The organism is Mycobacterium sp. IDUB_37 (assembly GCF_055419245.1).
Map to the genome: position 1 here is coordinate 1 of NZ_JBVAXG010000018.1, position 24,548 is coordinate 24,548.

Annotated in this window: 25 protein-coding genes; 14 read left to right on the forward strand and 11 right to left on the reverse strand. The window is 61.3% G+C overall.

The genetic code is table 11. From position 1 onward, the window contains the following. Nucleotides 1-286: 286 nt before the first annotated feature. Nucleotides 287-706 carry a hypothetical protein gene (locus ACZY1I_RS31835; RefSeq protein WP_463761620.1) on the forward strand — a complete coding sequence of 140 codons (420 nt, stop codon included), beginning with the start codon at nt 287-289 and terminating at the stop codon, nt 704-706. 720 nt (nt 707-1,426) lie between these two features. Here the strand turns inward: ACZY1I_RS31835 and ACZY1I_RS31840 are convergent. Beyond that, nucleotides 1,427-3,478 (reverse strand): serine/threonine-protein kinase, encoded by a 2,052-nt coding sequence (locus tag ACZY1I_RS31840; RefSeq protein ID WP_463761621.1) that lies wholly within the window; start codon nt 3,476-3,478, stop codon nt 1,427-1,429. 684 nt (nt 3,479-4,162) lie between these two features. On the opposite strand from ACZY1I_RS31840, the gene ACZY1I_RS31845 reads away from it, so the two are divergent. Further along, nucleotides 4,163-4,573, forward strand: a complete 411-nt coding sequence (locus ACZY1I_RS31845) for a DUF2510 domain-containing protein (protein WP_463761623.1) — start codon at nt 4,163-4,165, stop codon at nt 4,571-4,573. Between the two features lie 715 nt (nt 4,574-5,288). Then, the gene (locus ACZY1I_RS31850; protein WP_463761625.1) at nt 5,289-5,807 is read left to right on the forward strand and encodes a serine hydrolase; all 519 of its coding nucleotides are present in this window, start codon (nt 5,289-5,291) and stop codon (nt 5,805-5,807) included. Between the two features lie 263 nt (nt 5,808-6,070). Here ACZY1I_RS31850 and ACZY1I_RS31855 read toward each other — a convergent pair whose 3' ends face one another. Continuing rightward, nucleotides 6,071-6,931 carry an FHA domain-containing protein gene (locus tag ACZY1I_RS31855; RefSeq protein ID WP_463761627.1) on the reverse strand — a complete coding sequence of 287 codons (861 nt, stop codon included), beginning with the start codon at nt 6,929-6,931 and terminating at the stop codon, nt 6,071-6,073. Between the two features lie 405 nt (nt 6,932-7,336). Between ACZY1I_RS31855 and ACZY1I_RS31860 the strand changes: the two genes are divergently transcribed. The 8 genes from ACZY1I_RS31860 (at nt 7,337) to ACZY1I_RS31895 (ending at nt 17,253) form a co-directional block, all read left to right on the forward strand. Further along, nucleotides 7,337-8,002 carry a vWA domain-containing protein gene (locus tag ACZY1I_RS31860; protein WP_463761629.1) on the forward strand — a complete coding sequence of 222 codons (666 nt, stop codon included), beginning with the start codon at nt 7,337-7,339 and terminating at the stop codon, nt 8,000-8,002. A 393-nt stretch (nt 8,003-8,395) separates the two neighbouring features. After that, on the forward strand, nt 8,396-9,313 hold the full coding sequence (locus tag ACZY1I_RS31865) for a protein phosphatase 2C domain-containing protein (protein ID WP_463761630.1): 918 nt from the start codon (nt 8,396-8,398) through the stop codon (nt 9,311-9,313). Beyond that, complete coding sequence (locus ACZY1I_RS31870; RefSeq protein WP_463761631.1) at nt 9,310-10,899, forward strand: serine/threonine-protein kinase; 1,590 nt, start codon at nt 9,310-9,312, stop codon at nt 10,897-10,899. The genes ACZY1I_RS31865 and ACZY1I_RS31870 overlap by 4 nt, the downstream gene beginning before the upstream one ends. Before the next feature lie 324 nt (nt 10,900-11,223). Further along, nucleotides 11,224-11,889 (forward strand): vWA domain-containing protein, encoded by a 666-nt coding sequence (locus ACZY1I_RS31875; RefSeq protein ID WP_463761629.1) that lies wholly within the window; start codon nt 11,224-11,226, stop codon nt 11,887-11,889. A gap of 393 nt (nt 11,890-12,282) precedes the next feature. Then, the gene (locus ACZY1I_RS31880) at nt 12,283-13,200 is read left to right on the forward strand and encodes a protein phosphatase 2C domain-containing protein (protein ID WP_463761630.1); all 918 of its coding nucleotides are present in this window, start codon (nt 12,283-12,285) and stop codon (nt 13,198-13,200) included. Further along, nucleotides 13,197-14,780, forward strand: a complete 1,584-nt coding sequence (locus ACZY1I_RS31885; RefSeq protein ID WP_463761633.1) for a serine/threonine-protein kinase — start codon at nt 13,197-13,199, stop codon at nt 14,778-14,780. The genes ACZY1I_RS31880 and ACZY1I_RS31885 overlap by 4 nt, the downstream gene beginning before the upstream one ends. Before the next feature lie 100 nt (nt 14,781-14,880). Then, nucleotides 14,881-15,198: a DUF732 domain-containing protein gene (locus ACZY1I_RS31890; protein ID WP_463761634.1), complete on the forward strand. Its 318-nt coding sequence runs from the start codon at nt 14,881-14,883 to the stop codon at nt 15,196-15,198. 384 nt (nt 15,199-15,582) lie between these two features. Continuing rightward, nucleotides 15,583-17,253, forward strand: coding sequence for a PE family protein (locus ACZY1I_RS31895; RefSeq protein WP_463761635.1), 1,671 nt, complete (start codon nt 15,583-15,585; stop codon nt 17,251-17,253). A 5-nt stretch (nt 17,254-17,258) separates the two neighbouring features. Here ACZY1I_RS31895 and ACZY1I_RS31900 read toward each other — a convergent pair whose 3' ends face one another. The 3 genes from ACZY1I_RS31900 to ACZY1I_RS31910 form a co-directional block, all read right to left on the reverse strand. Further along, nucleotides 17,259-17,591, reverse strand: a complete 333-nt coding sequence (locus ACZY1I_RS31900) for a hypothetical protein (RefSeq protein ID WP_463761637.1) — start codon at nt 17,589-17,591, stop codon at nt 17,259-17,261. A gap of 356 nt (nt 17,592-17,947) precedes the next feature. Continuing rightward, nucleotides 17,948-18,190: a TerD family protein gene (locus ACZY1I_RS31905; protein WP_463761638.1), complete on the reverse strand. Its 243-nt coding sequence runs from the start codon at nt 18,188-18,190 to the stop codon at nt 17,948-17,950. 67 nt (nt 18,191-18,257) lie between these two features. After that, nucleotides 18,258-18,551: a hypothetical protein gene (locus tag ACZY1I_RS31910; RefSeq protein ID WP_463761639.1), complete on the reverse strand. Its 294-nt coding sequence runs from the start codon at nt 18,549-18,551 to the stop codon at nt 18,258-18,260. A gap of 571 nt (nt 18,552-19,122) precedes the next feature. On the opposite strand from ACZY1I_RS31910, the gene ACZY1I_RS31915 reads away from it, so the two are divergent. From ACZY1I_RS31915 to ACZY1I_RS31925, 3 genes are all read left to right on the forward strand, one after another. Next, a complete protein-coding gene (locus tag ACZY1I_RS31915) occupies nt 19,123-19,404 on the forward strand; it encodes a CDGP domain-containing protein (protein WP_463761641.1) in 282 nt (93 codons plus the stop codon). A 330-nt stretch (nt 19,405-19,734) separates the two neighbouring features. After that, entirely contained in the window at nt 19,735-19,971 is a 237-nt protein-coding gene (locus tag ACZY1I_RS31920) for an RNA-binding protein (RefSeq protein WP_463761643.1), read from the forward strand. A gap of 284 nt (nt 19,972-20,255) precedes the next feature. Beyond that, nucleotides 20,256-20,420 (forward strand): hypothetical protein, encoded by a 165-nt coding sequence (locus ACZY1I_RS31925; RefSeq protein ID WP_463761644.1) that lies wholly within the window; start codon nt 20,256-20,258, stop codon nt 20,418-20,420. Here ACZY1I_RS31925 and ACZY1I_RS31930 read toward each other — a convergent pair. The 6 genes from ACZY1I_RS31930 to ACZY1I_RS31955 form a co-directional block, all read right to left on the reverse strand. Then, nucleotides 20,417-20,632: a hypothetical protein gene (locus ACZY1I_RS31930; protein ID WP_463761646.1), complete on the reverse strand. Its 216-nt coding sequence runs from the start codon at nt 20,630-20,632 to the stop codon at nt 20,417-20,419. The two genes, ACZY1I_RS31925 and ACZY1I_RS31930, sit on opposite strands and share 4 nt — an antisense overlap. Before the next feature lie 244 nt (nt 20,633-20,876). Beyond that, nucleotides 20,877-21,704 (reverse strand): tyrosine-type recombinase/integrase, encoded by an 828-nt coding sequence (locus ACZY1I_RS31935; RefSeq protein WP_463761647.1) that lies wholly within the window; start codon nt 21,702-21,704, stop codon nt 20,877-20,879. Nucleotides 21,705-21,877: 173 nt separating this feature from the next. Beyond that, on the reverse strand, nt 21,878-22,651 hold the full coding sequence (locus ACZY1I_RS31940; protein ID WP_463761648.1) for a hypothetical protein: 774 nt from the start codon (nt 22,649-22,651) through the stop codon (nt 21,878-21,880). A gap of 255 nt (nt 22,652-22,906) precedes the next feature. Continuing rightward, entirely contained in the window at nt 22,907-23,434 is a 528-nt protein-coding gene (locus tag ACZY1I_RS31945; protein WP_463761649.1) for a uracil-DNA glycosylase family protein, read from the reverse strand. Nucleotides 23,435-23,585: 151 nt separating this feature from the next. After that, nucleotides 23,586-23,891, reverse strand: a complete 306-nt coding sequence (locus ACZY1I_RS31950; protein ID WP_463761650.1) for a DUF732 domain-containing protein — start codon at nt 23,889-23,891, stop codon at nt 23,586-23,588. A 238-nt stretch (nt 23,892-24,129) separates the two neighbouring features. Continuing rightward, nucleotides 24,130-24,330, reverse strand: a complete 201-nt coding sequence (locus ACZY1I_RS31955; protein ID WP_463761652.1) for a hypothetical protein — start codon at nt 24,328-24,330, stop codon at nt 24,130-24,132. Between the last annotated feature and the right edge of the window lie 218 nt (nt 24,331-24,548).

Here is a 24,548-nt window from a genome sequence, read left to right on the forward strand (position 1 = left end):
CGCTCAGCACTCTCACTTTCAGAGAGTGTCAGCGATGTCCCCGGGACGAGCTGTCAGCCATGTGTCCGGGCTAAACACACTCTCCAATCAGAAGGGTGCTCACTTTTCGACCGGAACTACCTGCTCACTTTTCGACCGGAACTGACATGGCCGCCGATGTGCTCGAGGTGGCAGCAACCAATCAGCTGCACGATCGTTTGGTGGCCCTAGCGGCACAGCCCGGCAGGCCGCCGCGTCTCGCAACTCGTCCACATCACGCGACCTGTGCCGTTGCTAATGTGGCCGGATGCGCCCACTGTTCGCCGCGGTGTCCGCCAGCGCGCTGTTGCTGGCGGCGTGCGCCGCTGAAAAGCCAAACCCCACTTCTGACACCAAGCCATCCCCGACGACCGCTCCTAGCTCGGCGACCGCACCTGCTGCACCCAGTGATGAGAACGGGTTTCTCAACGACGCATACGGCCCCAGCGGCGAAGGTGGCCATCGCTACATGGCCCAATCCCCCGCCTTCCTACTACGGAAGGGTTACGAGGTCTGCGACGAAATGAAAAGGGGCTGGGCGTGGAACTACATCCTCAACAACTTGAGCGACCCATCGATATATGAGGACGTCGAGCCCATCGCTACGGCCGCATCAACTCATTTGTGTGGGTTGACCAAAGATCAACTAGCCGAGTACAAGAAGGTGCATATGGCTGCCTCCCGCTAGCGCAGGCACCTTCTTGGGCGAGTCAGTTTGCGCCACGCGAGCGCATTGCGCTTGATCAAATAGTGATTACGGGAGCGTCCATCTTCGCTGAATTGCCTCTGGGCGGATGGAGGTTCGTTGCCGGCATAGCCAGGTTCACCCGAAGGTGTGCAGTATGTGGCCGAGGCGTACGAGGCGTTGGCCGGAGGCTACGCATTTTGGGCGCCAATGCTGTTGCGCGGCCTTCGGGGAGTTGCGCGGCCAGGGCGGCGGGGTCTCCGGCGGCGAGCACCGCGTCGATCGCCCTTTGCAGATCGGCGAGCACCTGGCCTGGCGTTGTCCCGGCCGGACGGCGGTGTTGCTGTCGGCACACTGTCGAGTGAACTGTGCGAAGCGCCGGAAGAATCCGATCCCACCCAGCGCCCTCTGCGGTTCCCGCGGAACGCTTCTCGGTGGGGCCCACATCCCAGGGCGGGCCTTCGTCGGCGAAAGCATCTCCGGCCGCTTCAGCAGCTGTGTACGTCGCGGTGACGGAATCATCGTTGTCGTCGTCGTCATCGGATTCGGGCAGCGCGGCCGGAACGAGCTCGCCCAGTGGAGATTTCGGTGCTGTCGCCGATTCACTGATGGGCCGAAACTTTCCTCGGCGCCACTGTTCTTGACGGATTCGATGAGCTCGCGCAATGCTTCGGTCTGGTGTTCTGGTTCCTTAATGCCCGACATCGTCGGCTGCAGAAGTGGCTATCCCGCGCGCCTTAAGAGGATTACGTGATTCTTCTGGTCGGTCGTGCTACTCGCTATCGCGTAAATCCCCGAGTCGTCTGCTGCGATGCCACTGGGGGACTCGAATTTGTCGCCGAGATTCAGCCTCTCCGGTGCCGTCCCGCCGGTGGGCAGCACAGTCACGGCTGAGTGCGTTACCCCGGCGAAAACGTCCGTGAACTCGGTCGTGACGGCGTACACGGTCCCGGCCCTGTCTACGGTGATCTCGTCAAGTGAGTTCGTTGAACTCAGTGCGGGAAACGGCAGCGGCGTCGCCGAATTCGGTTCAGAGGGATCAATTTTGATCACCGCACCGTTGTGGCTCCCAGCGTATAGACCGTCAGCGGTGTCGACAGCCACCACGGATACCGTCGCCACCCCTGGGTGAGCTACCACGGTGGGCTCGGTGGCGCCGGGCGCTAGCTTCACCAGCTCCGCGACGTACTTGCTGAAACAGACGATGTAAAGGTTGTCGTGGGAGTCGACGGCGATGTCCCAGGCGCCAGATGGCAGATGTGCGGTCAGCTGCACCGCGGTGGTGGAACCTGCCGAGATTTTCAGCAACGTGCTGCCGGCCATGCTGCAGCCATCCAGCATGTATAGGTCGCCACTCTTGTTGACTGCCATTGCGCAAGGACCGCTGAGACCGCTGACAGGAAGCAGCGTCGGGGCACTCGCGCCAACCGGCAACTTATAGAGCATTCCGGCGGAACCGGCCCTGGCCGCGACATAAAGATTGCCTGCGTTGTCAACGGCAATACTGCTCGGGCCCTCCACAGAAACCGGCAGCTGCACAGGATCGGTGACAAATTTAGGTTGCGGCGCCGGTGACGGTTTCGATGCGGCCGTGCCAGGCATCATGGCGCTGCCGGATTGCGCGGAGGACGTCGCCTCCGAGGCCTGCGGATGAGAGGCGCTGCGAGACAGATTGATTCCGACAATCACTGCGCCTGCGAGAAGCACCGCGACGAGCGCCCCCGGCACTGCGATCGCGGGACGTAGCCGGCGGCGCCGTCTTCCAGCAGTCGCCGCCACTCCCTTCCCGTTCGCACTACTGACGGGGGGCACCTGCCGCGCCGGTGCAACAGCAGTGGGTTCTTCAGCTCGCGCCCCCGGCATTGTTGCCGCCGGCCGCGATGACCACTCCACAGCACCGCCAGCCAAGCCCGCCGGTGCTGCATCTGTTGCCAGCGCGGCGGATGACCGCTGCAACGCTGCCGCGAAGTCAGCACACCGGCTGTAGCGGCCGGAAGGATCCTTGGACAGTGCGCGTGACAACAACGAGTCGAGGCCGGCAAGCTCGATGCGATGCCTGCTGATCGGCGGTGGGACGGCAGTCAGGTGCCGGCTAATGACCACAGCCGGATTGCTGTGCACGAACGGCGGCACCCCGGCCAACAGATGGTAAGCAGTGGCAGCCAGGGCGTATTGGTCGGTCCGGCCGTCGATATTCTCACCCATCAACTGCTCCGGCGCGGCGTAGGCGACGGTGCCGACCGCCATGTTGGTGGTCGTGAGTCCACTGATCTGGTCGACCGGTCTGGCGATACCGAAATCGGTGAGCAGGATCCGTTGTTCGTCGTCATCGAGTCCCGACAGCATGATGTTGGCTGGCTTGACATCTCGGTGCAGCAGACTCCGCTTGTGGGCGTAGTCCAACCCACCGGCTACCGCAGCGACGATGGCACCGACTTGATCGGCCGGCATACCGCTCGGGTAACAGCTCTGCATCAGCTGCGCCGCATCGACACCCTCGACGTAGTCCATCGCGATCCAGAGCTGGCCTTCATGCTCACCGCGGTCATGAACGCCAACGATGTGGGGATGCCACAAGCCCGCCGCCAGGTCGGCTTCCCGAATGAACCGTTCACGGAAAGCGGCGTCGCTCGAAACATCGGTGCGCAGAACTTTCAGCGCATCTTGCCGAGGCAAGCGCGGGTGCTGAGCCAGATAAACTTCGCCCATTCCCCCGGAGCCGAGCAAGCGCAGAATCGTGTACCCGGCAAAGGTTCCACCGATCGTGAGCGGCATTGCCGCATGTTAGCCGCCAACATTGGATTAGCCCGACCCAGGATGAGCCCCGGGGCGCCCCACGCGGCTTGCTAACGGCCTTACTAAACAACGGAGCACTACTGTCAATCACCACTGCTTCTCGACATGCCGCCAGCAGCGGTGACCTCAGTCAGGCAAACGAACCCCCTCCCCACCCCTGCAGCGGGCGGGGAGGGGGTGTCAGCTCGCCTGCTCAGCCTTGTGGCTGGTGGTGTGCGCGCGGCGCCAGCGCACCTTCACTTTGGCCGCTCCTGCCGCCGCTGTCACCGTTGCCGTTAGCCCCCGAAGCCAGCGCCCGGGGCGCTGCTCAGCGTGGTGGCAGTAGTCATCGCGACGGGGCAGGCCCGAGCGCTGAATCCCTCCCCACCTCGCCTAGATAGAAGTTCGACCGAAGCCTCGACCAACCTCTGTCAACAACCTGAGTCCGTTCACGTATTCAGCACGCGGGTACAAACCATTACGTATGGGACAGTCTCGACATCCGGCCCTTCTGCTGCGGTACCACCTACGTGCCTTGCTAGCTTCGTTCTGGACGCATGCTGGATCCGACGTGGACGCTTACCACAGGTGGACATATCCTCAGAATGGATCAGCGTTCAAACCGGATTGCGTTCGTCGACAAAAGACCTGCGCGCCGTTGACTGATAACTGGGGGGGTTTGCGATGCCTATTCAGGCTGCGGGTTGGTACCCCGACCCCAATGACAGCGCCTCTGAGGTGTATTGGGATGGAACCCGCTGGCATGGACGTCGCAACAAGTTGCCTGGGGCTACCGCAGCGGCTGGCGGCCAGCCCAGCGCTCATACGCCGCCGTTCAACACTCTTTCTCAAAAGTGGACCGCTGCATCGCCCGAATCGAAGAAAATGATGATTGCTTTTGGAGTCGCAGCTGTTGTCGCGGTACTGGCATGTATTTTCTTCGTGGTGCTGTCCACCAAGCCTTGGGAATCAGAAACCGAGAAACATTGCCGCGCCACAATGCAGGCAGAAGGCTATAGAGGCGACCAGCTCAAAGACGCAATAAACTTCTGCGTTAAATACGCTACCGAATATGGAGGTCCCACGTCGCGTTGACGATCACCTACCCGAGGCTCAGGTTGAATTCTGGGCAGCCTGCACCCGGGAACTACCTGCTCACATTCCGACCGGAGCCGACAGGAAGACCGCAGCGTCGTGGGCACTCGGCCAGGGCTAATACAAGAAACTTTGACGTGTACAAACAGCACTAATTTGCATGAAAGTCACGTCGTTCTGTTCGACTCTGACGTACTGGCTCAGGAAGCGGGTAGCCGTGGAAGACGAGAAAGACGCCCTGTCACGGCGTATGCACACTCAAACTGCGCGCCGGGTTGGTCGCCACCGCCCCTCTGTCGGCGCCGAACAACGACGCCATGTAGCCCTCCGCCGAGTGATCGCAGCGGCCGTAAGTACAGGCGCTCTGGTTGCCGTTGGCGTTGTCGCAATGACAACAGGCGCCTTCGCTGGACGTCAGGCTGCGCGGCCCACAAAACCGCCAACCGAGACGAGCAATACTTCGACTGTGGCCCCAGCAGAGGCGTCTGCACCCCAATCATCGTGGACTGCCACAACGGAAGGGCTATCTGCTGACTTCGAGCAATTGCGATCAAACATAAATGGTGTTTTAGGTATCGCGCTAAGCGCCGTCGGAGCGCAGCAAGAAGCAGTGCAATTGGGTCAATGGTCATCCGGTCCGGCTTGGTCGACGATCAAAGTTCCGCTAGCAATTGCCGCTCTCCGGCAAGCAGGGCGTCCGCAGGTATCCCAAAACATGTCCGCTGCAATCGAGGAGTCCGACAACGCTGCCGCTGAGGCTCTCTGGGAGAGTCTCGGTGACCCCGTCGTTGCCGCACGGAGCGTCGAAGACGTCCTGCGTGAAGCGGGCGATCAAACGGCTGTGCAGTCGCGAAGGGTGCGTCCTCCGTTCACGGCATTTGGTCAGACGGTCTGGTCCCTGCCCGACCAAGCCAAGTTCCTTTCAGCCGCAGCATGCGATCGTCGAAACGAGCCGATCTTCGATCTCATGGGGCAAATCGTCAGCAGTCAAACCTGGGGGCTCGGTCGAATTGCTAACTCTCGCTTTAAAGGCGGTTGGGGCCCTTCACCTGCGGGCAAGTATCTCGTCCGCCAGATCGGCGTCATTCCAACTCCCGGCGGCACGACCGCGGTAGCGGTCGCACTCGACCCAGCTTCGGGCTCGTTTGACGACGGTGTCAGCAACTTGAACGAAGTTGCGGAGTGGCTAGTAGCACATATCGCTGCACTACCGGCAGGAAAATGTAACAGCTGAAGTGCATTCCTGTGCAAGACGTTTGAGTAAGCGACGCCGCCGCGCTATGTCAATCTGTCAGTATGGGGACTTGACGGCGTTGTCCGTCAGCGGCTGATGCAGGCCGCTGCCACCAAGGCGGCTGCGACGGCTCCGGTCTTCTCGTTGTCACCAGGTCATCGCTGAGGAATTCACCAAATAAATCGAAGTTGCTCCGAGTCGCGCAGATACTAGGTTGGCTGCTGTGAATTCACTGGTCCGGTCTTTGTCACCAGAATCCAAAATTACTTTGCCGCGTGCACCACCATGTGCAGACCACCGATCCGCAGCCGGCTGCCATCCTGCAGCGGTGTCCGTTTTCCGTTGGAAGTCTCGATGTGTTCGATACGACCGTTTCTACAGATAATGCTTGAGACTTGGGGAGGTAGGCCTTTCATGAAGATGTGATCTCCGCCGCCACCGCCGATAGTCACCGGCTGCGCACCCAGACCCACTCGAGTGGTCTCGTAGGGTGCCCATTCGATTTCGACGCTGGCTTCGCGAATCATGTTCTCCACCAGATGTATTGCTAAACCAAGGGCGAGGCCCAACAAGCCTAACCCAAAGATACGGCCGACAAACTCAGCCGAACTGGGCAGTGTTTCCCACGTCAGCAAAGCGCCTAGACAGCCAACAGCACCGCCCAACGCTCCGGCAGCAGTTGCGCGTACCAGTGGAAGGTTGGGTACACGACGCGAAAGGATCACTCCGAGCAACATCCCAAACATCGCCCAACTCACTACCCGGAGGACATAGAACTTAAAAAATCCGGGATCCGCCAAGTTATAAAGCGCCTGTGCCGCGGCACCGGAAAAGAAGCCCGCGACAGCACCCAGGAGGAAAATTGACTGCAGTCTTGCGGGTTTGATTTCGCGCCGCTGATGCCACTCGCCAGCCACAAAGAGTGCCAGAGCAAGTACACAGGCAAGGATCGTGTCATGCAGGCCTTGGTCGATAATCAGGCGAGCAGGGCTATGGCCGAAGCCGTAGTTTGACCCCATGCCTACCTCGGCGGCGAACGCTCCTAACGCTCCGCCCAAAAAGCCGCCGCCTCCGTAGAGGGCCAGTTTGTTTCCTCGCAAAGCCGCAAATGCGTCAGCCATCATCTCCTCGTTCCTCACAAACTGAGTAGCGATTCCGGGATATGATTTTATCCACTCCCCTAACGCTCCGAACAGGTCGGCCGAGCGCGCCTACGGGCACCATCCCGCACCTTTCATCTCGTTCAGATCCTCCTCGTTCGAAGGACGGACCCCTGTGGGACGGCGATCGACGGAAGGCACAGCCTGGCACAGAAATCTGGCGTCGCCTGCCGATGGTAGCTAATCGTTGTGGCTGGCAGCAGGGTGACTTATTTGGTGCTGGGTGGGTAGGGTTTAGTGGGTGTTCAGTCTTTGGTGGGGGTGGCTGGCAGTGTTTACCTTGTGGGGTTGATGCGCTAGTTTGGCGTATCACCTCAGGCCTCGGTTATATAGCTTGAAGTGCGTAAATGTAGAAGAAGGGGTGCAGGGGTGGAACCACAGGGGACGATCATTCCGGTCTACTTCGTGGTGGATCAGTCTGGGTCGATGACGCCTAATATGGCTGAGTTAAATGATGGGTTGACTTCGCTGTTGGATGAGTTGCAGAAGGAGTCTTTCTCTGCAGCTAAGGTTCGTTTTTCGGTGATTGGTTTTTCCGACGCTGCGCACACGTATATGGAGCCGTCGGATCTGCGATCGGTCCCAGAGATGCCCACCTTGCATCCGGGTGGCATGACCTCTTACGCGGCGGCTTTTCGGGAGCTCGCACACCGTATCTCTGTCGACGTGCCTGCTTTGAAGTCGCAGGGGTTCGCGGTGATCCGTCCAGTTGTGTTTTTTCTGACTGACGGTCAGCCCAATTTCGGGGATGATTGGCGAACCGCGCGGTCGAACCTTCTTGCCCAGCAGGCGCGCCCGAATATTGTGGCGTTTGGTATCGGTGAAGCAGATGCCGCGACCGTCGCGGAAATAGCTACGAAACCGGATTACGCTTTGGTCGCGCAAAAAGGCTCCGACACTGGCCAGGCGCTTGCGAGGTTCTTCACGGGCTTGACGCAGTCGGTCATCAGTTCAGGCCAGGCGATCGCCTCCGGTGCCGCCGAACTGCAAATGGAGAGGCCGGAAGGTTTCTCCCTCGCAGTCGACATCCTGTAGTACTGATCAGCTATGTCGGGGTCCGATAGGGGGCGATGGCCTCAGCGTGGTCGGCGGCGGCATCGCCGAAACGATGGTGAGACTTCCGAGACGCACGCGGGGCGTGTCGAACACGGTCCCAGTGAGTTTGATGTCGACATATACAGCAGGTCCGCACGTCCTAAAAGGCCGGCGCTGGCCGGTAACGAGTTTGACCATCCGGATCCCGATGTCGCTTACGACCGGTCGAGACGCGATCTTGCAGTGAGGTATCCGGCTGGGGAGGACTCGGCCGGCCCCCTGGGTGCAAACGAGGCGGATGCCGAAGCTGTTGCCGCTGCGGCTGTTTCGGAACATGCATCAGCGCCTGCTGTCTATTCGGAGATCCATGGGCCTATAGCGGTTCCCCAGATCGTGATCGGGGAGGCTTCTCCTGAAGTGGAGCCGGCAGTAACAAGCGAGGGCTTTCGTTCCTTTCCCTTTCGTCCAGACACGATCATCGACGGGTGGTCTAACGACCTAGTCACCGTCCGCGGCGCCTCACTCCGAGGGCATCTTCATCGTTACAACGGTGCTCCGCGCCAAGATGATTTCGCCGTACATTCGTTGCCGGATGGGCGGGTGATCGCCGTTGTTGCGGATGGTGTTTCGGCCGCGGCTCAGTCCCAGTTGGGGTCGACTATTGCGGTGCGTCAAGCGACCCAGTGGCTGCAGTCACACATGCCACGGGAAACGGCGGCAACGGACTGGATGGCGTTGATCAAGGACGCAGCCTGGGCCTTGATCCAGCAGGCGCAGGTGATGCTTCAACTCGATGAACCTGATCCCAGCAGAGCTGAACAGCAATTGGCGACGACCCTGCTGTGCGCTGTGATTGAGCCGGCCGACTCAGGTGTATTGCGTGCCTTCATCGTTGGCGTCGGCGATTCTGGCGCATGGCTTCTACGTGACGGGGATTTCACGTCGCTATTAGGGGGCAAGACCGCTGATGAGGGAGGTATCTCTTCGTCGGCAGTTGCGGGTCTCCCCCGGCGGCCTAGTGAAATCGAGCCTGTTGTGGTCGAAATCGGAGCAGACGACGTCTTGTTGCTCGGCACGGACGGCATCGGTGATCCTCTCGGGAGTGGCCAAAGCGGCGTGGGGAACCTATTCCGCGAGCTATTTAGCGGCGCTCATCCGCCGTCCCTGTTCGAGTTCGCACACGCCGTGGATTTCAGTCGATTGACGTTTGACGATGACCGCACGCTCGTCGCGGTTGTCCCGCGGCAGGCAAAAACCAATGGGTCAGTGTCACAGGTAAACCCCGATGCGGGCGGTGGCGTGCACTCATGACACAGAAGGTCCAACTCAGCAGCATCGGCGTTCTTACCAAGATCAGCCAAGGTGGGCAGGGGATCGTTTACAAAGCTCCCAACGTGGCGGCTGTGTTCTCGAAATCAATGGTTTTCAAGAAGTATCACGACGGCACTGGTGGCAAACCAGACGTGCTCGCCTCCCTTGACGTCGCCGCGCTAGAAGCCATGCCAGACTTCCTTACCAGCATGCCCTACGGGGAGGGTGCGAAGCTGATCAGTATTGCCGCGTGGCCCTGCCGGATCGTCGAAGACAACGGCCGGGTCAAGGGCTTCGTCATGCCAAGTATCCCGGATGAGTTTTTCACTGACTTTTGGACAGCAAAGGGGCCGTCACGAGTGGCGGCAGAGTTCCAGCACCTTTTGAACGATCCACAGATCACGGCGATGCGATTTCGAGGAAGGATCATCTCTGACCGCCAACGATTCGAGCTTCTTCGTCAGGTCGCTTCTTCGTTGGCCTTTCTCCACGATCACGGTGTTTGCGTTGGGGACATCTCGCCGAAGAATCTTCTCTGGTCTTTAGACGGAGCGCCGGCGGTCTACTTCATCGACTGCGACGCCATGCGAGTCGAAGGCGTGTCGCTGATGAGCCAGCTCGAAACACCGGGATGGGAGGTTCCAAGCGGAGAAGAAAAGGCCACTCCCCGCTCGGACAGATACAAACTTGGACTGCTGGCATTGCGACTCATCCTTGGCGATCAGGACGCCAGAGACCCCAAGCGATTACCGCTTTCATTACCGAACACACTCCGCCAGGTCATCACCGAGACACTAACGGGGCCACCCGCCAAGCGCCCATCATTCTCGAAGTGGGAACTCGCGCTCGAAGAGGCACAAATCGCAGCCCCCGCACAACCGGCAACAGGACCGATTCCCACACCACCCACTCGAGTCCGCCCACGGGTCGTAAACTCCCCACCCCAACCCCCGCGACCGGCACCAACCCCGCCACCACCACCGATGGCCGTCCCATGGAGTGGCGTCCCCGTCGCGAAGCCGTCGTCAAACAAAGCAGCCTGGTTAGTAGTCCCAGTACTCCTGGGACTACTCATCCTTATCATCAACATCGCATCCGGCCCCTCCGAATCCACCAACAGCGCCTACACCACAACGCCAACACCCCCAACCACAACCCGCTGGAACGACGACCCAAACCCACCCACAAGAATGACCGCCACCACACCAAACACCCCAGCGTCAGTGCCCACCCATACAACACCGTCGCAACGCACTACCGGACGAATTCCTAGCGACGCTGACTCACAGGGTTTTCTGAGCTATTCCACTGCGCGCTGCAGTTACACGAACCCAGCCGTTGTGATTGCTAGGACGCCAGATTCGGCCCTGGTGATCTGCGAGACCGGGGCGGATCGCTACTACTACAGGGGTGTTGGGTTGCGGAATGGTTTGTCGGTAGAAATCGACGACCCAGTGCCGACAGGGACCGGCTTCGTCGCGACGAATAACGGCGTGCGCTACTCGATTACCAGTAGCGCGCTGGTCATTAGCCAAGGCTCGAATATCCTGAGCAACGAGTCGATGCTGGAGTACTGGTCCAACTAGTCAGGGTCCGCTCGGCACGACAACTGTCCCCGATCAGCTGGCACAACGACGGCGTCAGCCGCCGTTGAAAGACGTCCACTCCATCACAGCCACCAACATCGCGACCCGCTGACCGATTCGCGTCAACAAACGGACAAATCGTTGTGGCTGGCAGCAGGGTGACTTATTTGGTGCTGGGTGGGTAGGGTTCAGTGGGTGTTCAGTCTTTGGTGCGGGGTGGCTGGCAGTGTTTACCTTGTGGGGTTGATGCGCTAGTTTGGCGTATCACCTCAGGCCTCGGTTATATAGCTTGAAGTGCGTAAATGTAGAAGAAGGGGTGCAGGGGTGGAACCACAGGGGACGATCATTCCGGTCTACTTCGTGGTGGATCAGTCTGGGTCGATGACGCCTAATATGGCTGAGTTAAATGATGGGTTGACTTCGCTGTTGGATGAGTTGCAGAAGGAGTCTTTCTCTGCAGCTAAGGTTCGTTTTTCGGTGATTGGTTTTTCCGACGCTGCGCACACGTATATGGAGCCGTCGGATCTGCGATCGGTCCCAGAGATGCCCACCTTGCATCCGGGTGGCATGACCTCTTACGCGGCGGCTTTTCGGGAGCTCGCACACCGTATCTCTGTCGACGTGCCTGCTTTGAAGTCGCAGGGGTTCGCGGTGATCCGTCCAGTTGTGTTTTTTCTGACTGACGGTCAGCCCAATTTCGGGGATGATTGGCGAACCGCGCGGTCGAACCTTCTTGCCCAGCAGGCGCGCCCGAATATTGTGGCGTTTGGTATCGGTGAAGCAGATGCCGCGACCGTCGCGGAAATAGCTACGAAACCGGATTACGCTTTGGTCGCGCAAAAAGGCTCCGACACTGGCCAGGCGCTTGCGAGGTTCTTCACGGGCTTGACGCAGTCGGTCATCAGTTCAGGCCAGGCGATCGCCTCCGGTGCCGCCGAACTGCAAATGGAGAGGCCGGAAGGTTTCTCCCTCGCAGTCGACATCCTGTAGTACTGATCAGCTATGTCGGGGTCCGATAGGGGGCGATGGCCTCAGCGTGGTCGGCGGCGGCATCGCCGAAACGATGGTGAGACTTCCGAGACGCACGCGGGGCGTGTCGAACACGGTCCCAGTGAGTTTGATGTCGACATATACAGCAGGTCCGCACGTCCTAAAAGGCCGGCGCTGGCCGGTAACGAGTTTGACCATCCGGATCCCGATGTCGCTTACGACCGGTCGAGACGCGATCTTGCAGTGAGGTATCCGGCTGGGGAGGACTCGGCCGGCCCCCTGGGTGCAAACGAGGCGGATGCCGAAGCTGTTGCCGCTGCGGCTGTTTCGGAACATGCATCAGCGCCTGCTGTCTATTCGGAGATCCATGGGCCTATAGCGGTTCCCCAGATCGTGATCGGGGAGGCTTCTCCTGAAGTGGAGCCGGCAGTAACAAGCGAGGGCTTTCGTTCCTTTCCCTTTCGTCCAGACACGATCATCGACGGGTGGTCTAACGACCTAGTCACCGTCCGCGGCGCCTCACTCCGAGGGCATCTTCATCGTTACAACGGTGCTCCGCGCCAAGATGATTTCGCCGTACATTCGTTGCCGGATGGGCGGGTGATCGCCGTTGTTGCGGATGGTGTTTCGGCCGCGGCTCAGTCCCAGTTGGGGTCGACTATTGCGGTGCGTCAAGCGACCCAGTGGCTGCAGTCACACATGCCACGGGAAACGGCGGCAACGGACTGGATGGCGTTGATCAAGGACGCAGCCTGGGCCTTGATCCAGCAGGCGCAGGTGATGCTTCAACTCGATGAACCTGATCCCAGCAGAGCTGAACAGCAATTGGCGACGACCCTGCTGTGCGCTGTGATTGAGCCGGCCGACTCAGGTGTATTGCGTGCCTTCATCGTTGGCGTCGGCGATTCTGGCGCATGGCTTCTACGTGACGGGGATTTCACGTCGCTATTAGGGGGCAAGACCGCTGATGAGGGAGGTATCTCTTCGTCGGCAGTTGCGGGTCTCCCCCGGCGGCCTAGTGAAATCGAGCCTGTTGTGGTCGAAATCGGAGCAGACGACGTCTTGTTGCTCGGCACGGACGGCATCGGTGATCCTCTCGGGAGTGGCCAAAGCGGCGTGGGGAACCTATTCCGCGAGCTATTTAGCGGCGCTCATCCGCCGTCCCTGTTCGAGTTCGCACACGCCGTGGATTTCAGTCGATTGACGTTTGACGATGACCGCACGCTCGTCGCGGTTGTCCCGCGGCAGGCAAAAACCAATGGGTCAGTGTCACAGGTAAACCCCGATGCGGGCGGTGGCGTGCACTCATGACACAGAAGGTCCAACTCAGCAGCATCGGCGTTCTTACCAAGATCAGCCAAGGTGGGCAGGGGATCGTTTACAAAGCTCCCAACGTGGCGGCTGTGTTCTCGAAATCAATGGTTTTCAAGAAGTATCACGACGGCACTGGTGGCAAACCAGACGTGCTCGCCTCCCTTGACGTCGCCGCGCTAGAAGCCATGCCAGACTTCCTTACCAGCATGCCCTACGGGGAGGGTGCGAAGCTGATCAGTATTGCCGCGTGGCCCTGCCGGATCGTCGAAGACAACGGCCGGGTCAAGGGCTTCGTCATGCCAAGTATCCCGGATGAGTTTTTCACTGACTTTTGGACAGCAAAGGGGCCGTCACGAGTGGCGGCAGAGTTCCAGCACCTTTTGAACGATCCACAGATCACGGCGATGCGATTTCGAGGAAGGATCATCTCTGACCGCCAACGATTCGAGCTTCTTCGTCAGGTCGCTTCTTCGTTGGCCTTTCTCCACGATCACGGTGTTTGCGTTGGGGACATCTCGCCGAAGAATCTTCTCTGGTCTTTAGACGGAGCGCCGGCGGTCTACTTCATCGACTGCGACGCCATGCGAGTCGAAGGCGTGTCGCTGATGAGCCAGCTCGAAACACCGGGATGGGAGGTTCCAAGCGGAGAAGAAAAGGCCACTCCCCGCTCGGACAGATACAAACTTGGACTGCTGGCATTGCGACTCATCCTTGGCGATCAGGACGCCAGAGACCCCAAGCGATTACCGCTTTCATTACCGAACACACTCCGCCAGGTCATCACCGAGACACTAACGGGGCCACCCGCCAAGCGCCCATCATTCTCGAAGTGGGAACTCGCGCTCGAAGAGGCACAAATCGCAGCCCCCGCACAACCGGCAACAGGACCGATTCCCACACCACCCACTCGAGTCCGCCCACGGGTCGTAAACTCCCCACCCCAACCCCCGCGACCGGCACCAACCCCGCCACCACCACCGATGGCCGTCCCATGGAGTGGCGTCCCCGTCGCGAAGCCGTCGTCAAACAAAGCAGCCTGGTTAGTAGTCCCAGTACTCCTGGGACTACTCATCCTTATCATCAACATCGCATCCGGCCCCTCCGAATCCACCAACAGCGCCTACACCACAACGCCAACACCCCCAACCACAACCCGCTGGAACGACGGGGGCTCAACCTCCCAACCCGATACCGCCGGGGTCACTAAACCTCAACTCTCGTTCGGCACTCCGCCGGAGATATTTCGAGGCGCCGATGCCGGTAACGACTCCAGGTGCAGCGGCGGTTATCCCTTGTCTGCCGCAAGCACCAACGTGCTTGTTGCGCCAGCGACGTCGCGCGGCAGTCATTACACGTCCTGCGGGTTTGCTATCGAAGTGGGATTGGCTTACTTGAATAGCGTTAGTGATTGGACAACCCAGACTCGGATCAGCGTCGCAAGTCCAAAAGCCGTGTGCTCAAACGCGCAGTGCGACGGCACGAAGTTCGTTATGCAGTGTCAAATGGAGGGCCCCTACACCGCGATGTGGATCACCTGCCGCGGCGGAAACGACGCAGTCGTCTACATCTGGGGCTAGCTCTGCGGTAGCCGCGGCCGGTAGCTTAATCGAAGGCTAGACAACTGAAGCCTGGATACCAGGGGTCAGTTGGGTTGCGTCGATACCCCGAGGGAGACACATGGGGAAACAGATTTGGGCCTCAGTCGTGGCGGTGCCCCTGATTTTGTTCTCCGTGAGTGTCGCTCATGCCGACAGCAACGACGACGACTTCATCCAAAAGGTCAGTGGAGCCGTTCAGGGTGCTCCCGCCGATGTAATCCGCATTGCACATGAAATCTGTCAATCGCTTGACAGCGGCCAGAGTGTCGATGACGTGCTCGACGGCATCGTGAAGCAATTGCATTTCAGCGTGAAGAACGCCGCGATGCTGCAGGCGCAGAGTGTGACGCACTACTGCCCCAAATACGCTAACGTCCCTTTTCAAAGAACACATTAGGACAATGAAGAAACTGCTCCTGGCGGCGGGACTGACCGAATTTTAGTGGCGGCATTGACGGATACAGCGTCACCCGCTCACGCAATCGGTCCCCAACTGGGAGAGTATGGCTCGCCATCGGCGATTTGGTGGCGCAACTCCCTGACCAGGTGGTGTAAGCAATTCGCCTCGGCGCAGTCGCCGCTTTACGACATAGGTGGCATGCTCGCCCGCCAGCGGACTGATCGCGACAGCATGATCTTCCAGAGTCATTGGCGGACCTGATAGTTGATGCCGACCGGTCAGGTTGTTCCCGTTGGGCAAATGCTCTAGCGGATACTGCGGAGTCGTGTTAGAACAGTTTGCTATCGGCCACGTCGATCATGACTCAATCGGAGGATTGCAGTGTCGTTTCTCATCACAACACCGGCGGCTTTGACCGCAGCCTCGGCGGATTTGACTGGTATCGGGGCGTCGGTCCGCGCCGCCACCTTAGCAGCAGCGCCCTCGACAACCTCAGTGCTGGCCGCTGCCCAGGATGAAGTGTCAGCGGTGATCGCGACGCTTTTCTCCAACCACGCCCTGGACTATCAGGCGCTGAGCAGGCAGACCACCGCATTTCATGCCGATTTCGTGCAGGCGATGAGCAGCGCGGGGGGTGCATACGCGGCTGCCGAGGCGGCCAGCACTGACCCGCTGGGGCTCCTTTTGGAAGTGGTCAACGCGCCCACCAACCTGCTGTTGGGGCGCAAGCTGATTGGCGATGGCACCAACGGAGCAGCCGGGACCGGGCAGGCTGGCGGCGCAGGCGGGATTTTGTGGGGCAATGGCGGTGTCGGCGGCTCCGGGGCCACCGGCCAGAGCGGCGGTCGCGGGGGTGACGCCGGGTTGTTCGGAAACGGTGGGCGGGGGGGCGTCGGCGGGGCCGGTATTGCGGGCGAGACGGGCGTCCTTGGCGGCACGGGCGGCAACGGTGGGACCGGCGGTGCGGGAGGCGTTGGCGGTACCGGGGGGATCCTGCTCGGTAACGGCGGTGTGGGCGGCACCGGCGGTGTCGGAGGCGCTGCCGGTCATGGCGGTGCCGGCACCGCCGTGGCGGCGGGCGGCAAGGGCGGCAACGCTGGCGTTGGAGGCGCGGGGGGCCGCGGCGGGGCCGCCGGATTACTTAGCACGGGCGGTTTGGGCGGCGACGGCGGTGCGGGCGGGACCGGCGGCGACGGCGGCGCCGATAACGGCGCTGGCGCCGGTGCTGGCAGCGCGGGCGGTCGCGGAGGTGGCGCCGGGTTTGGTGGTAATGACCTTTTAGGGGGGCGCAACGCCGCTGGCAGCGGCGGGGACGGCGGGGACGGCGGGGACGGCGGTGCCGCCGTCACCGCCGGTACCAAGGGTGGCGCCGGCGGCAGCGGCGGTAGTGGCGGATTCGGCCTCGTCGGCGGCAACGGCGGTGTCGGCGGTGACGGCGGCAATGGCGTTCTCAGTACCACTACGAAGGGTGCCATCGCCGGTGGTGCTGGTGGTTCGGGCGGTAGCGGTGGTTTAGGTTCCACCGACGGTCACGGCGGTGCCGGCGGGCAAGGCGGCAGCGCCCAACTAATCAACTCCGACCTCTCCCTTGACATAACCGCCTCCGGCGGTGCCGGTGGTCAAGGTAGCCGAGATTGGCTGCTCGGTGGTGGTGGTGGCGGCGGTGGCGGCGCCGTCAACTTCGGTGCCACCTCGATCAGTGGCGGTAGCGGAAGTGGCCTCGGCGGCAGCGTCAGCGGGACCAACGCCGCCGCTGTCGGAGCCGCCGGCGGTGGTGGTGGCAGCGGTGGCAGTGGTTCCGGCGGCGCCGCCGGCGGTGATGGCGGCGCAGGCGGAGCCATCGGCAGTACCGGCGGAGGCAGCGCAGGCGTCGGCGGCAGCGGTGTCAACGGCGGCACCAATGGCGGTGCCGGCACAGGAGTCGGTGGCGGCACCGGCGGCGCCGGTGGAACGGGCGACTCCTCGTCCGGAGGAGGAGGAGGAGGCGGCGGAGGTGCCGCCTTCAGGGGCGCCGGCACCGGCACCGCTACCGGCGGCAAAGGCGGCAGCTAGGCGTCCTAGTGACGGTTCTCAAAGCCGCTGGCGTGAGGTTGAACCGTCAAGGCCGCCGGCGGAACCCACAGATCCATCATCAGCTCCGAGCGCCCGTTGGCGCTACGAGCGGGCATCTGTACGGCAGCTAACCACTCCCCATCAGATTTTCGGATCCAAGCGACCTGTCTCGCCGGCATCGAAGGCTCGATCAGGAGACCAAAACATCTGACCCACAGCGGCAACTCATCCTTGCGAACTGCCCGGGAAGGGAACAGGCGTGCCGTGTCGACGAGGACTTGCCTGTCCATCGCAAACAACGTCGGGAAGTCCGCATCCACCTCCCATGAATCGAACATGCGTTCGATAATAGACGGTCGAGCTGTCGGTGCCCAGCTTCGGGACAAGCGGCATTGGGCTTGGTTGAGGTCCCTCAAGCCCCTTGCCTCGTTGCCTCACGGATTCCGCTAGTGGCGGTGGGTGCGATGAGCTGGCGGGTACAGCTCGCAAACCAGGCAAACGTGCCCCGAATGGATCGTCGCCACGCACCGCTTATGTAGAGACGTAGAGGTAAGACGACTCGTCCGGGCCGAGTGGTTGCACGCACTCGACGGTAATCCGCGTTCTCCCATTGCCCCAATGGGCATGACCGCCTCATAGTCGACGCGCCGGCCGTCCCAGCCGAGGTCGAGCGGGTGGTGTTCGTGGCGTCCATTCACGACGCCAAAGCCAGGCGGTCCCCGCCAGACGGAATAGCGCCGGCGTGCCGAACCGACCCGTCGCGCGAGCTGGGCTGGTTGTAGAAGACGAAGTCGTTGTCGTCGCGCACCTTTCCGGCGCCGGTCAGCAGCAGGGCGCTGGCATCAGCGTCGATGCCACCGATGGCCTGCCAGCTGACTTCAACAACGAGCTCGGCGGTGGGCACAGGCGCGTTGGAGCCCTTTGTCAGCTCGGGCATGAACCTCCGATTCGTCCGATCGTGGCGACAGCGTAATCGGGGACCCCAGTGCGCGTACTGAGAAGCATCAGAAGTCAATCCCCACGCCGACAAATCCGCCCGCGTTAGAACTTGATGAGTGATACACGTGGACCAGCAGCTTCACCGATCGTTTCTTGAATGCCCCTGCAGCGAGCGGAAATTCCCCTTCTGAGGCGAAGATGATGTAGCGGGTCGAACAGTGCAGAAGTGTCCCATTCGCCCTTTTTAACGTGATGAAGTCTTCGTTCGCATCGACCAGGTTGATGAGTTTGAAGTCGTTGGGCTTCTCCACATTGATTCCGATAACTTCACCTTTGTGACGTGCAATTATCTGATGCATCTTCACTTTCTTTCGAGGGTGGACCTGACGAGGTGGAGGTTCCCGGCCTACTCGGCCTGTGCACATCTCAGGGTGTGAGCACACTACCTGCGGCAGCATGCGGCGATCGACACGTTATTGAGAGTTGACACCGCAACGCTTGGGTCCCACAACCACACGTGGCAACACACGTCGTGCATGTCTACCGAATGGTGATTGAAGCCGTGCGGAGTTGCGCCGGGAACGTTGCCCGGCGGCGACCTGGACGACCGGCCCGAGCCTCTATCCGCGAGCGCAGAAGCAGCACCGCTACTCCCCCTAGTCTCCATAGGGGCACTAGGGGCACTAGGGGCACTAGGGACGCGCGAGGCACTAGATGGAAGGACTCTGTCCTTAACACTCCCTTCGCCGTCACCGGAAACCACGGAGCGCGCCGCCGCAGTTGACGTCATGCAGCATTTCGGCCGCAGCGGCCAGCGCACTCACTGCCACCAGATCTGCCTTGCGGGCCGCGCCCATAATTGAACTAAGGTTTGCCAAATTGCTGCTGGCGGGGGTACACCCCGGGTTAGACACGGAAGGAAATCCCAACATGAAGGTTGCCGTTGCTGTGGCCGGGACTCTCGCCGCCGTCGTGGCGCTGGTCGTCACCCCCAACGCTTCCGCATACCCTGGTGACCCGATGCCGGGGTGCGAAACGCAAGTGTTTGCCACCTACTGCGACGGCCCGATCCGGCCCGATGGGTCGCGGAAACGCTGCCTGTTCGCCAACGGGCAGGGCAACGTGCCGCCCGTCCAGAACTGCTTCATTGTGCCTGGCGCCGACCAGATTCCGCCGACGCCGCTCGGTCAACCGAACCACCACGTCGATTAGCCGGGACTGATCGCGTTGACCAACGCTAAGACGCTTGTCGTTTGCTCGCACTGCGCGGCGCGGCTAACGCTGCCAACCGCCAGCACACGAAAGCAATTCTCTTGCGCCAAGTGTGGGGAACCGACCACCCGCGAGCTCGGGATCGCGTTGGCTGGGAAGGCGACAGCTCGCCAGCCGGCTCAATCCGATCATCCGAAACAATCGAGGGTCCTTATCCCTTGCCCTGCGTGTGGGAAGAAAGTCTCGAACAGGGCTCCTGCCTGCCCCGGATGCGGCGAGCCGATCTTCCGGGAATCCAAAGTCGTCGTTTATGGATATACGCAGCAGTTTTTGGTCAACCCCAAGGTTCAGGTCTTTTGGAACGGTGAGTTTGTCGCCTCGGTCAAGAAGGGCGACAGCATCTCATTTGAAATTGACGCCCCCGGAGAGGTCACCTTTCGCTCTTCATTCAGGGAAGCGTCACTTCGGGTGCTGGCCGGGCGCGTAACCAACATCAAGATTTCGTGGGACCGAATCACGGGCAAGATGATCCCGCAGATCGTTGACGCTGTAACGCCAGGAACCTAGCTGCAATTTTCTCCGTGAGCGGTGATTTTTTTGCGTGCCTTGCGCGCCGGCACGCGCGCCACGGCCGGCCGACGCCCACTCCCACAGCTTCACCGGATGAGACGGCGATCGCGTATTCTCTTAGCGACCATGCCGCTCCACGGGTACCGCGAATCCGGAAAAAGACGGAGCCCTCGCGGCGGGTGCGACTGACGGCCTGATCGATATTCGCCGCCCGCCGCGGCCCGCTGGGAGGCATCGCGCTCGGCTGAGACAGAGCCAGGGTGAGCGGTGCCGTAGAGGGGATGACATTCACCATCTGCCCCGAGTGCGGAAAGCGCGGTGCCCACATCAAACTCGACCGGCGCGGCCAGGATGAGTGGCGCTGCCGGTACTGCCGCTGGTGCGTGCTCACCGATGACGTGTTCGATTTTTGCCGCGGCCAGTGGGTGTGGGTCGAGGTGGTTTAGACCGCGCGCCATTGGTCGGGCTTGTTCTTGTCATCTAGATGCCTGACGCGGGCCACGTGCGGGGTGTACCCCTGCTGTTGGGCCCAGTCGATGGCTTCTTTCTGGGTCGGGAACTTCCTGAGCACGGTGTCGGCGTTCTTTTCGACGACGAAGTGGGAGATGGGGTCTCCGTCGCGGCCTTTGGGTCGCGCTTCGATGTAGACGCTGGTCATGATTGATCCTTTCTGGGTACTGACCCCGACCGTGTCTGCATACCCAGAGGTCGGGCCCTTCCAAGCGCGTATGACCGCATCGGCGGCGAATCGTCGCACCTATCCCCCTTGCTGCACACGCCGATTTACGCGCCGTTCCCAGGTATCGAAAGCCCGCCGATAGGCACACCGAAGCGGTCCGGTAGGTGCAACCACGTTGCAGCGCAACGCATAACGGGGCCAGAGCGCAACTACTGTTGCGTTTTCAGCGGGCGGTTGATGACTTGAGCAGTTGGTGCCGGGCCCTTTGCAGATCGGCGACCCGGACGTCGGGCCGGCCAGCTGCGGCGCGGGCCCGTACGTACATGGCGTTGAGCACTGACGGGTTGAGGTATTGGTTCGGGTTGCTCACCGAGGGGAACAGCAGCGCGTCGGGGTGGGGCGCTACGTGATCACGCAGGTGGGTTCTGAGCGCCGCTCGCGGATGCGCGGGAATGGTGATATCCCTGATGCCTTCAGTGCTTTTAGGTGTTGTGACTTCGTAGCGGCCGCGCACGAGCGCGACGGCGCGGCGTACCCGCACGATGTTGGCCTGCAGGTCGATGTCGTGTCGTCGTAGTTCCCGCAGCTCGCTGAACGGCATGCCCAGCCACGCCGCCATGAGTACGGCCGCGGCGTGAGCCTTCGGCATCGCGGCCGCGATCGCGGCGATTTCGCTGGCGTCGGGTGAGGGTGCCTGGGCGGCGCGGTGCGAGGTGGTGATGCCTTCGCACTGGCAGGGATTGGCCTCAATCAGCCTGTCTGCCAACGCGGTTCGCATGATGGATCGCAGCAGCACGTAAGCGTGGAGTTGTGCGGTGGGTGCTGCGGGGGCCAGGGCGTCGAGCCAGTCATTGACGGCTGCCGCGCTGATGGCCGACAAAGTGGTGTCGCCGAACGCTGGCAGCAGGTGGTTTGTCAGCAGTCGGCGGTAGTTATCGCGGGTGCGTTCCGAGATCTGGTGATGCTGCCGCAGCCACGCGTCGGCATAGTCAGCGAACCCAGGGGCGAGATGCCCGTCGCGGCCAGGTGTCGCGGGCAATGCACCGCTCATAACTTTCTCTCAAACGCTGAAGGTGGGCATGCTCGCCGAACGGCACGGTACGCCAGTAGCAACATGCACCCACCAACCACTGCTATACCCTGCACGCTTCAGCGACCGGACTCGCCGCTCGAGCGACGGGAGACCGCCTGCACGCGGTCGACCACATGGCCCGCCAACACGAACTATGCACCTATCCGTGGGATGGCCGTTTGCGCGAATTGCTTGAGCGTGTCGCAAGATTCACCGTGCCGGCCGCTCGCCTGATACAGACGGTTACCGCTGAGAAGCACCTGCAGCATCGTCGTTGCTTTGCCGTCGCTCTGACTCGTGGAACAGTACGCACGACCGGGTAAGCCGGTCACCTCGTTGCCATGCCCGCCGGCCGCGAGCAGGTTCAAATCGGTCTGCGCATCGACAGGGAAGCTCGCCGGCAACCTGAGCCCGGAAGTCACCATTTTCGAACTGCCGCTGTAAACGCACGACTGTTGCACCGACCCCGCCTCGTCGCCCGTAGGGAGGGCCGACGTGGAAGCGCCAAGGAACTTTGCGGCTTCGGCGGTTGTCACCCAGTCGCACGGGTGGAACGCGGGCGTGGCCGATGGGTCCAGCCGGGTGACGTGCAACGTGACCACGTCATTTTTCCCGATCAGCGTCCCGGGCGGCGGCGACACGGTCGTGATGCGATACGCGCCGCTGTTGGCTGGCTCGTTGGACACGTCATGCCCGTCAGGGGCTAGCGCCTTCACGTTGTCCCAGCACGCCAGCGCTCCGCCCAGGGCATCGTCGAAAATCACCCCGGAAACTTGCGGCACCGGGCGTGGCCACGCCTGCGCGTCGCAAACCTGCTGCACAGTGGTGGGCTGAGGCGACGCGGTCGCCGATTTTTCAATACCCCCGCATGCGGCCAGAGGCAAAGCGAGCACGAACGCACATAATCCGAGAGTCGTCCCCTTCACGACGGCCGATGCTACTGCGACAGTCGCGGCTGGGGACGCTTCCCCCGTGCAATTGAGCTGCAGGGGTGGATCGTTCAGGCCCGGCCTGGCTGACCTGTCATCCCTTTGACTGCACGGGAAGGCAATTCACAGTTGCGAGTCGCGCTCGGGCGTTCGACAAGGACATCAGCCTTCCACCGCGAGGGACGGCGGTGAAGTGCGGCGGGATAGATCAGGCCACCACTTCACCTGTTGTGGCCCACGAAGTGGCTCCGCCTAGTCGCCCGCATTCCGGAAGCTCCACCGAACAGCGCGCGCCAGGCTGGATACGTACCGGCTCTGGTAAGGGCCGCGTTCGAGTTCCGGCAACTTGTTCCGCTCCCGTATAGCTGCTGACGGATGCAGTGTGAACAAGAGAGCGGGACCGTTGTCGATCCGCCGGCGCGGCACAGTGAACGGCGACGATAATGCGACTCCTTGGGGATAAATCTTCCGTACTGCATATGCAGCGACATCACCGAGACAAATCACCAGATTGGGCGATACAGACTTGAGTTCGCGCTTGAGACGCGGGATTTCGCGATCAATGTCCTGGCGGGTCAGCCGATAATCATTGCGGGGGTGCCAATCAACGACGTTCGTAATGAACAGCGCCCCCTTCGCTTTGCCCGCTTCCTTCAGTGCGCGATCCAACAACCAGCCCACACCACCATCAAACGGGATCCGCGACTCTTGAGGACCAAGACTCTCCCCCACAATGACCACCGGCGATTCCCGCGATCCGTTTCTAGCTACAGTCGCCATGGTTGACCGAATATCATTGCCCGACGCGTCTTGTCCAGCTTATTCACTAGCGCACGCATCAGAACGAACTGCGCACTCCGTGGCGAGCGTAAGCTGCGTCCCGTCCATAGCGGAAGCGCTAGACCGCCCAAGCGATCAGACTCCGGTGCGTCTACAGCGATTTTGCGAACTGGGGGCACAGATTGCGCACCGCGATACTTACCAAAAGGTAGGCCTTGCTGAATTCGAAAGTCGGATACATTCCATCGGCGACACCGGCCGGCGTCTCACCTTCGCCTATGCGCCTGCAGAGCGTCCGCCCCAGGGTAAGTTCAGCCGCAACGCCATCCGATCTGGCATATCCGTTTGCATGCAGATCAGTTAGATAACTCCACTCATCGTTGGCGTGCGCTGTGCCCATTCCTGATGTAGCTGCGACTATCAGGGACAGGGCGATCCCGACAACAGCAAGTCTCATCAACAGCACGCTAGCGGTCGACGACTACCCAACGTAAGCGCCATTCCCGGACGGCTGTTGTCGCAGCCCCGCGTCGCGGGGCTGAATCACTTTGCGTCCCCAGCCTTCAGTCCGTCAGCCGGCGCGGCCCGTAGCTGATCACACTGGCTGGCGAAGTAGGTCAACGACACCAGCGCGTCCGGCACGATCAGATCAAACGTGCGGAGGGCGCCGACCGCAATCTTGACGTGGGCACATATCAACCACGAACTAGTTTCACTATGCGGTTGTTCCCCGTATCGGCGATGTAGACGTTGCCAAGATTGTCCACGGCAACGCCCCCGGGCTCGTTTAGCCCGCTCACTGGCAGAGCCAGAGTCGCGGCCGCTTGGCCAATCGGCAGTTCCTGCACGCGGTCGTTGCCGGCGTCGACTACGTAAACAGTGTCCTTTCTGTCCACTGCGATCCCTGGGGCTTCGAGTCCAAAGAAGGGCTACGGACTTGCTGCAGGCTGTCCGGATTGACTTGGAACACTTGCTGCCTGGCGAAGTCGACCAGGCCGGCGTCGTGGGCAACCGACATCTCTGATTCAGCAGCAGCTCGTGGACCCCTGCGCGGGTGCCAGCGCTGATCATGCCGATGTAGTGGCACAACCTGATGCCGTCGTCCAGCGAGTGG

Coding starts and splice junctions, on each gene's coding strand:
- ACZY1I_RS31885 (WP_463761633.1), top strand. CDS start 13,197: ATGACACAGAAGGTCCAACTCAGCAGCATCGGCGTTCTTACCAAGATC.
- ACZY1I_RS31935 (WP_463761647.1), bottom strand. CDS start 21,704: ATGAGCGGTGCATTGCCCGCGACACCTGGCCGCGACGGGCATCTCGCC.
- ACZY1I_RS31890 (WP_463761634.1), top strand. CDS start 14,881: ATGGGGAAACAGATTTGGGCCTCAGTCGTGGCGGTGCCCCTGATTTTG.
- ACZY1I_RS31915 (WP_463761641.1), top strand. CDS start 19,123: ATGAAGGTTGCCGTTGCTGTGGCCGGGACTCTCGCCGCCGTCGTGGCG.
- ACZY1I_RS31850 (WP_463761625.1), top strand. CDS start 5,289: ATGTCCGCTGCAATCGAGGAGTCCGACAACGCTGCCGCTGAGGCTCTC.
- ACZY1I_RS31855 (WP_463761627.1), bottom strand. CDS start 6,931: ATGATGGCTGACGCATTTGCGGCTTTGCGAGGAAACAAACTGGCCCTC.
- ACZY1I_RS31925 (WP_463761644.1), top strand. CDS start 20,256: ATGACATTCACCATCTGCCCCGAGTGCGGAAAGCGCGGTGCCCACATC.
- ACZY1I_RS31900 (WP_463761637.1), bottom strand. CDS start 17,591: ATGTTCGATTCATGGGAGGTGGATGCGGACTTCCCGACGTTGTTTGCG.
- ACZY1I_RS31870 (WP_463761631.1), top strand. CDS start 9,310: ATGACACAGAAGGTCCAACTCAGCAGCATCGGCGTTCTTACCAAGATC.
- ACZY1I_RS31835 (WP_463761620.1), top strand. CDS start 287: ATGCGCCCACTGTTCGCCGCGGTGTCCGCCAGCGCGCTGTTGCTGGCG.
- ACZY1I_RS31930 (WP_463761646.1), bottom strand. CDS start 20,632: ATGACCAGCGTCTACATCGAAGCGCGACCCAAAGGCCGCGACGGAGAC.
- ACZY1I_RS31910 (WP_463761639.1), bottom strand. CDS start 18,551: ATGCATCAGATAATTGCACGTCACAAAGGTGAAGTTATCGGAATCAAT.
- ACZY1I_RS31945 (WP_463761649.1), bottom strand. CDS start 23,434: ATGGCGACTGTAGCTAGAAACGGATCGCGGGAATCGCCGGTGGTCATT.
- ACZY1I_RS31905 (WP_463761638.1), bottom strand. CDS start 18,190: ATGCCCGAGCTGACAAAGGGCTCCAACGCGCCTGTGCCCACCGCCGAG.
- ACZY1I_RS31840 (WP_463761621.1), bottom strand. CDS start 3,478: ATGCCGCTCACGATCGGTGGAACCTTTGCCGGGTACACGATTCTGCGC.
- ACZY1I_RS31845 (WP_463761623.1), top strand. CDS start 4,163: ATGCCTATTCAGGCTGCGGGTTGGTACCCCGACCCCAATGACAGCGCC.
- ACZY1I_RS31950 (WP_463761650.1), bottom strand. CDS start 23,891: ATGAGACTTGCTGTTGTCGGGATCGCCCTGTCCCTGATAGTCGCAGCT.